This is a genomic window from Streptomyces sp. ISL-66, from assembly GCF_018614135.1.
Classification (GTDB): Bacteria; Actinomycetota; Actinomycetes; order Streptomycetales; family Streptomycetaceae; genus Streptomyces.
The window spans coordinates 1-6,289 of the sequence record NZ_JAGGOW010000204.1 but is presented as its reverse complement, the minus strand read 5'-3'; the positions used below and the strand labels follow the sequence as shown (position 1 = coordinate 6,289).

Here is a 6,289-nt window from a genome sequence, read left to right as displayed (position 1 = left end):
CCGGGCGCTTCCTTCGTTCTTGCGTTTCCGACTCTATCAGAGCCAGTCCCGCTTGTTTTCCGCCTTCCAGGTCATTCGCTTTCGCGTTTTCCCTTTCCGGCGAGTCCGACTCTATCAGATCCTTTCGGGCCTGACTCCCGGTCAGCGGGCTTGCCGTTTGGGCTGTTAGGCCCTTGCGGCGAGTGAGACAGTAGCGGATTCCTTGCCCCGAACCTAATCGGGGGCCGCGTTCGAGAACGCGGATTCCTCATTCGCAAATACGCATGAAAAACGGGACGACAAAGTGCGTCGTTCGTTCGAATGTGTAGTGCGGGATGGCCGTCCGGGGACCGACCGGGGGTCGGCGCTCACTTCGGACAACTCGAAGAACCATACGGATGCGGCACATCAGTGTCAACCCCAGGCTGACCGGCCGCGCCGGTTGGTCAAACCTCGTGCCCTCTTCGTCCCCCACGGTCTAGCCTGGGTCCATGACTACGCATGCGCTCTTGCTCGACCTTCGCTGGTGGGCCGCCTGACGGCGGCCGACCATCCACACGAGCACGCATGCGCTCGACGGCCGCCGCCCACGGCGGCCGTTTTTGTTTCTCCCCTCCCGGGAGTGGCTCGGTCGCCCCACGCGGTGACGTCGACACCCACACCGACACGAGCAGGGAGCAACGACATGACGAGGATCTTCAGCGGGGTCAAGCCGACCGGGCATCTGACGCTGGGGAACTACCTGGGGGCCGTACGGCAGTGGGTCGCGGCCGAGCAGCGGCCCGACGACGCGCTGTTCTGCGTGGTCGATCTGCACGCCCTCACCGTCGAGCACGATCCGGCGCGGGCGCGCCGGCTCAGTCGGCAGGCGGCGTCGCTGCTGCTCGCCGCCGGCCTGACGCCCGACAGGTGCACGCTGTTCGTGCAGAGCCATGTCGACGAGCACGCGCGGTTGGCCTACCTGATGGAGTGCACCGCCTCCGACGGGGAGCTGCGGCGCATGGTCCAGTACAAGGAGAAGACCGCGAAGGCGCAGGCGGCCGGGGACGGCGTGCGACTGTCGCTGCTCACCTATCCCGCGCTGATGGCCGCGGACATCCTGGCCTACCGGACGGACGAGGTGCCGGTCGGCGAGGACCAGCGCCAGCACGTGGAGCTGACCCGGGATCTGGCCGTGCGGTTCAACCAGCGGTACGGGCACACCTTCACCGTGCCGAAGGCGACGCATCCGGTGGTGGGCGCGCGGGTCATGGACCTGCAGGAGCCGACGGCGAAGATGGGGAAGTCCGGGGGCGCCGGGCCGGGGGTGGTGTTCATCCTCGACGAGCCGGAGGTCGTCCGTAAGAAGGTGATGCGGGCCGTCACCGACAGCGGGGACGGCCCAGTGGTCTACGACCGGGCGTCGCGGCCCGGGGTCGCGAACCTGCTGGACGTGCTCGCGGCGTGCACCGGGGGCGAGCCGGCCGAGCTCGCCGACGGGTACAGCGGCTACGGGGCGCTGAAGCGGGACGTCGCCGACGCCGTGGTGGAGCTGCTGCGGCCGGTGCGGGAGCGGCACGCGGAGCTCGCGGCCGATCCCGGGGCGGTGGAGGCGGTGCTGCGCGAGGGCGCCGGACGGGCCCGGGCGATCGCCCGACCCGTCGTCGACCGGGCCTACCGGGCCATCGGCCTGCTGGAGCCCTGAGGGGCGGAGGGATCCGTACGGGGCTGCGCGCGCGGCCCCGTACCGGGACGCTCCGGGGGACGATCGGCCGTCAGCTGTTGCCGGAGGCGAGTTCGCGGCTGCGGTCGCGGGCCGCTTCGAGGGCGGCGATCAGGGCCGCCCGTACGCCGTGCTTCTCGAGCTCGACGATCGCGTTGATGGTGGTGCCGGCCGGAGAGGTGACGGCCTCGCGGAGCTTGACCGGGTGTTCGCCGCTGTCGCGGAGCATGACGGCGGCTCCGATGGCGGCCTGGACGATGAGGTCGTGCGCCTGGGCGCGGGGCAGGCCGAGGAGGATGCCCGCGTCGGTCATGGCCTCGACGAGGAAGTAGAAGTAGGCGGGGCCCGAGCCGGAGAGGGCGGTCGCCGCGTCCTGCTGGGATTCCGGGACGCGCAGGGTCTTGCCGACGCTGCCGAAGATCTCCTCGGTGTGCAGGAGGTGCGCGGCGGTGGCGTGGCTGCCGGCCGAGATGACGGACATGGCCTCGTCGACGAGGGCCGGTGTGTTCGTCATGACGCGGACGACGGGGGTGCCGGCGGCGAGCCGCTCCTCGAAGAAGGAGGTCGGGACGCCGGCCGCGCCGCTGACGACCAGGCGGTCGGCGGGGACGTGCGGGGCGAGCTCGTCGAGGAGCTTGCCCATGTCCTGCGGCTTCACGGTGAGGATGAGGGTGTCGGCACGCTTGGCGGCTTCGGCGTTGGAGACCGCCTCGACGCCGTAGCGGGCGACGAGCTCCTGGGCGCGCTCCGGGCGGCGGGCGGTGACGAGGAGCTTCGAGGCGGGCCAGCCGCCGCGGATCATTCCGCTGAGCAGGGCCTCGCCGATCTTGCCGGTACCGAGGACTGCGACTGTCTGGGTCATGCCCGATTCACCTCGCCGAACTGTTGGTGCGTGTACGCGCGCCGCGTGTGCGGTGTCCGCGTGGTCATCCTCGCACCCGGGCGGCGACCGGGGACGTCGTGTCCGGAGTGCGGTCAGGGGGTGCGGCGGCGGAGGGTGGCGGCGCCGAGGGCGAGGACGACGAGGGCGCAGCCCGCGACGATGACGGCGTCGCGGACGAAGTCGGCGGTCATGTCGGTGTGGGTGAGGACCTGGGTCATGCCGTCGACGGCGTAGGACATGGGCAGGACGTTGGAGATCCCTTCCAGGACCGGCTGCATGGTGGCGCGGGCCGCGAAGAGGCCGCACAGCAGGAGCTGGGGGAAGATCACGGCCGGCATGAACTGGACGGCCTGGAACTCGGACGCCGCGAAGGCGGAGACGAAGAGGCCCAGCGCGGTGCCGAGGAGCGCGTCGAGCAGGGCGACGAGCAGGAGCAGCCAGGGGGAGCCGACGACGTCGAGGCCGAGGACCCAGAGGGCCACGCCGGTGGCGAGCAGGGACTGGACGACGGCCACGGCGCCGAAGGCGAGGGCGTAGCCGGCGATGAGGTCGCCCTTGCCGAGCGGCATGGCGAGGAGGCGTTCCAGGGTGCCGGAGGTGCGCTCGCGCAGGGTGGCGATCGAGGTGACCAGGAACATCGTGATCAGCGGGAAGATGCCGAGGAGGCTGGCGCCGATGCTGTCGAAGGTCCGCGGGCTGCCGTCGAACACGTAGCGCAGCAGGATCAGCATCAGGACCGGGACCAGCAGCATCAGTGCGATGGAGCGGGGGTCGTGGCGGAGCTGGCGCAGGACGCGGGCGGCGGTCGCGGTGGTGCGGGCGGCGGTCATCGGGTGCTCCCGTGGGCGGTTTCGGCGCCGGTGCGGGTGACGGCGGCGGCCTGGGCGTTGGCTTCGTCGACGAGGCGGAGGAAGCCCTCTTCCACGGTGTCGGCGTGGGTACGGGTGCGCAGTGCGTCCGGGGTGCCCTGCGCGAGGAGGCGGCCCTCGCGCATGAGGAGCAGGTCGTGGCAGCGCTCGGCTTCGTCCATGACGTGGGAGGAGACGAGGAGGGTGGCGCCGCGGGTGGCGGCGATGTCGTGGAAGAGGCTCCACAGGTCGCGGCGCAGGACGGGGTCGAGGCCCACGGTCGGCTCGTCGAGGACGAGGAGTTCGGGGCTGCCGAGGAGGGCGACGGCCAGGGAGACGCGGCTGCGCTGTCCGCCGGAGAGGTTGCCGGCGAGGGCGGTGGTGTGGGTCGTGAGGTCGACGTCGGCGATGGCCCGGGTGACGGCCTCGTGGCGGCGGTCGGCGGCGGCTCGGCCCGGGTCGAGGACGGAGGCGAAGTAGTCGAGGTTCTGCCGGACGGTGAGGTCGTCGTAGACGGAGGGCGCCTGGGTGACGTAGCCGATGCGGGAGCGGAGCTCGGGGTGGCCGGCGGGGCGGCCGAGGACGTCGAGGGTGCCGGTGACGTGGGCCTGCGTGCCGACGACGGCGCGCATCAGGGTGGACTTGCCGCAGCCGGAGGGGCCGAGGAGGCCGGTGATCCGGCCGCGGGGGACGTCGAAGGCGAGGTCGTCGAGGACGGTGCGGGGGCTGCGGCCGGTGCCGCGGCGGACGGTGAGGCCGCGTGCTTGGACGGCGGCGACTTGGTTATTCGTCATGTGATGAATATTGCTCCTGGCTGTGCTCGGGCGCAAGCCTCGGGAGCACGCGGCCGCGCCCGGACGGGTGGATCGCCCGGGGGCTCGGTGGCCGAGGGCGCGGAAGCGCGGAGGTGGCTACTTCTTGCGCTTGGGGCGGCGGGCGGCCGGGTTGCCCGTGCGGGAGCCGCGGCGGCGGGCGGATTCGGCCGTGGCGCGCTCGTACTCGGCGCGGTGCAGCTTCTCGCCGGGGGCCTCGATGAAGCAGCGCAGGAAGTACGCGATGAGGCTGCCGATGAAACCGATCGCCTTGAGGCCCTTGAGGGCGGCCTCGTCGGAGGACGGGGCTTGGCGGCGGCTGAAGGAGTCCCAGGTCTTGGCGAAGGCGATGGAGCTGGCGATCGCGAAGAGGACGACGACCGAGATGCTGAGGAACGCGCCGACGTTCCCGATCTCCAGGCCCTCGTAGGAGAGGCGGAGCAGCAAGGCGCCGGCGACGGCGACGACCAGGGCGGCGACGGCCATGCCGACGCGGCGCAGGGCGTAGCCGCCGTCGTGGTTCACCCAGGTGGTGCCGAAGAACCGGATCGGCTCGGGCTGGGGGCCCGTGGGTGCGGGCGCCGGGGCCTCGGCGGCCGGCTCGGCGGGGGTCTGGTCTCGCTGGTCGTCGTTCACACCAGCGATTATCCCCCGCCGGCCGGGACCTGCCCGGGGCGTCTCACGGGCCAGACCGCGCGGACGCGCCGCCGTGCGGGACGGGCGTCAGGCGCAGCGGGTGGCGACGTAGCCGTCGCTGCCCGTCTTCACGTAGGCGTCGGCGACGAACTCGCCGTTGCCGATGCAATCCCAGATGTTCGAGGTGCCGTACGGGCCGGAGACGTTCGTGCCCTCGCACTGGCAGCGGATCGAGACGTAGGCACCGAGCGGCAGGACCCGGGTGATCGAGTAGTTGGTGCCGGGGCCGCTGCGGACGTTCACGCGGTAGCCGGGCGCGACCGGAAACTGCGGGAATCCCGACCCCGAGGCAAGGCTCTGGACTTGGCTGGAATCACTCTCAACGGACATGCGAAATCTCCCCCTTGGTCGTTGCACTGCGCAACTCGCGCAGGGTAGCAGGACCTTGGGGATTCGCCAGGGCGATCGACTAGGCTCCGGCGGGGGTGGTGAGCGGTGCATTCGCTGCGCGCGGACTACGCGGGGTTTCCGGAGTATGCCGGGCAGTACCGGCTCGAATCCGTGCTCGGTTCCGGCGGCATGGGTGTCGTCCACCTGGCCACCTCCGAGTCGGGGCTGAAACTCGCCGTCAAGATCGTGCACGCCGAGCACGCGGTGGATCCCGAGTTCCGGGCCCGGTTCCGCCAGGAGGTCACGGCCGCCCGGCGGGTGAGCGGAGCCTTCACCGCGCCCGTCGTGGACGCGGACCCGGATGCCGAGCGGCCCTGGATGGCCACGCTGTTCATCGACGCCCCGACGCTCGCCGAGCGGGTACGGGAGCGGGTGCTCGAGCCCAGGGAACTGGCGCGGCTCGCCGCCGGACTCGCGGAGGCGCTCCGGGACATCCACCGGGCCGGGGTCGTGCACCGGGACCTGAAGCCCAGCAACGTACTGATGGCCCCGGACGGGGTGCGCGTCATCGACTTCGGGATCTCGCGGCCGGCCGACAGCGACCTGCGGACCGAGACCGGGAAGCTGATCGGGACCCCGCCCTTCATGGCGCCCGAGCAGTTCCAGCGGCCCCGGGAGGTGGGGACCGCGGCCGACGTGTTCGCCCTGGGGGCGGTGCTGGTACACGCGGCGACCGGGCGGGGGCCCTTCGACTCCGACAGCCACTACCTCGTGGCGTACCAGGTGGTGCACAGCGAGCCGGACCTCGCCGGGGTGCCGCGGCGGCTCGCCCCGCTCGTCGCGCGCTGCCTGGCCAAGGACCCGGCCGAGCGGCCCAGCGCGGACGCGCTGATCGCCGAGCTGCGGGCGGTGGCGTACCCGACGGACGAGGACACCCAGGCCTTCATCCCGCGGCCGCGGCGGCCGGTGCCCGAGGAGCAGGCCACGCACCGGCGGGACCGGATCGCCGCTCCTGCGCGCGGGCCACGGGAACGAGGGC

Annotated in this window: 7 protein-coding genes; 2 read left to right on the top strand and 5 right to left on the bottom strand. The window is 72.0% G+C overall.

Features of this window, described 5'->3' with window-relative positions:
• The first annotated feature begins 664 nt into the window (after positions 1–664).
• A complete protein-coding gene (trpS, locus tag J7E97_RS32670) occupies positions 665–1,663 on the top strand; it encodes a tryptophan--tRNA ligase (protein WP_215034798.1) in 999 nt (332 codons plus the stop codon).
• Positions 1,664–1,733: 70 nt separating this feature from the next.
• Here the strand turns inward: trpS and proC are convergent, their stop codons facing one another.
• The 5 genes from proC to J7E97_RS32645 form a co-directional block, all read right to left on the bottom strand.
• Positions 1,734–2,543 carry a pyrroline-5-carboxylate reductase gene (proC, locus tag J7E97_RS32665; RefSeq protein WP_215034797.1) on the bottom strand — a complete coding sequence of 270 codons (810 nt, stop codon included), beginning with the start codon at positions 2,541–2,543 and terminating at the stop codon, positions 1,734–1,736.
• A 113-nt stretch (positions 2,544–2,656) separates the two neighbouring features.
• Positions 2,657–3,394, bottom strand: a complete 738-nt coding sequence (locus J7E97_RS32660) for an ABC transporter permease (protein WP_215034796.1) — start codon at positions 3,392–3,394, stop codon at positions 2,657–2,659.
• Positions 3,391–4,206 (bottom strand): ABC transporter ATP-binding protein, encoded by an 816-nt coding sequence (locus J7E97_RS32655; protein ID WP_215034795.1) that lies wholly within the window; start codon positions 4,204–4,206, stop codon positions 3,391–3,393. Before J7E97_RS32655 ends, J7E97_RS32660 begins: the two co-directional genes overlap by 4 nt.
• A 117-nt stretch (positions 4,207–4,323) precedes the next feature.
• Entirely contained in the window at positions 4,324–4,860 is a 537-nt protein-coding gene (locus tag J7E97_RS32650; protein WP_215034794.1) for a hypothetical protein, read from the bottom strand.
• 87 nt (positions 4,861–4,947) lie between these two features.
• Complete coding sequence (locus tag J7E97_RS32645; protein WP_215034793.1) at positions 4,948–5,250, bottom strand: peptidase; 303 nt, start codon at positions 5,248–5,250, stop codon at positions 4,948–4,950.
• 105 nt (positions 5,251–5,355) lie between these two features.
• Between J7E97_RS32645 and J7E97_RS32640 the strand changes: the two genes are divergently transcribed.
• Positions 5,356–6,289, top strand: a 934-nt coding sequence (locus J7E97_RS32640) for a serine/threonine-protein kinase (RefSeq protein ID WP_308346908.1), incomplete at its 3' end; no start/stop codon positions are given.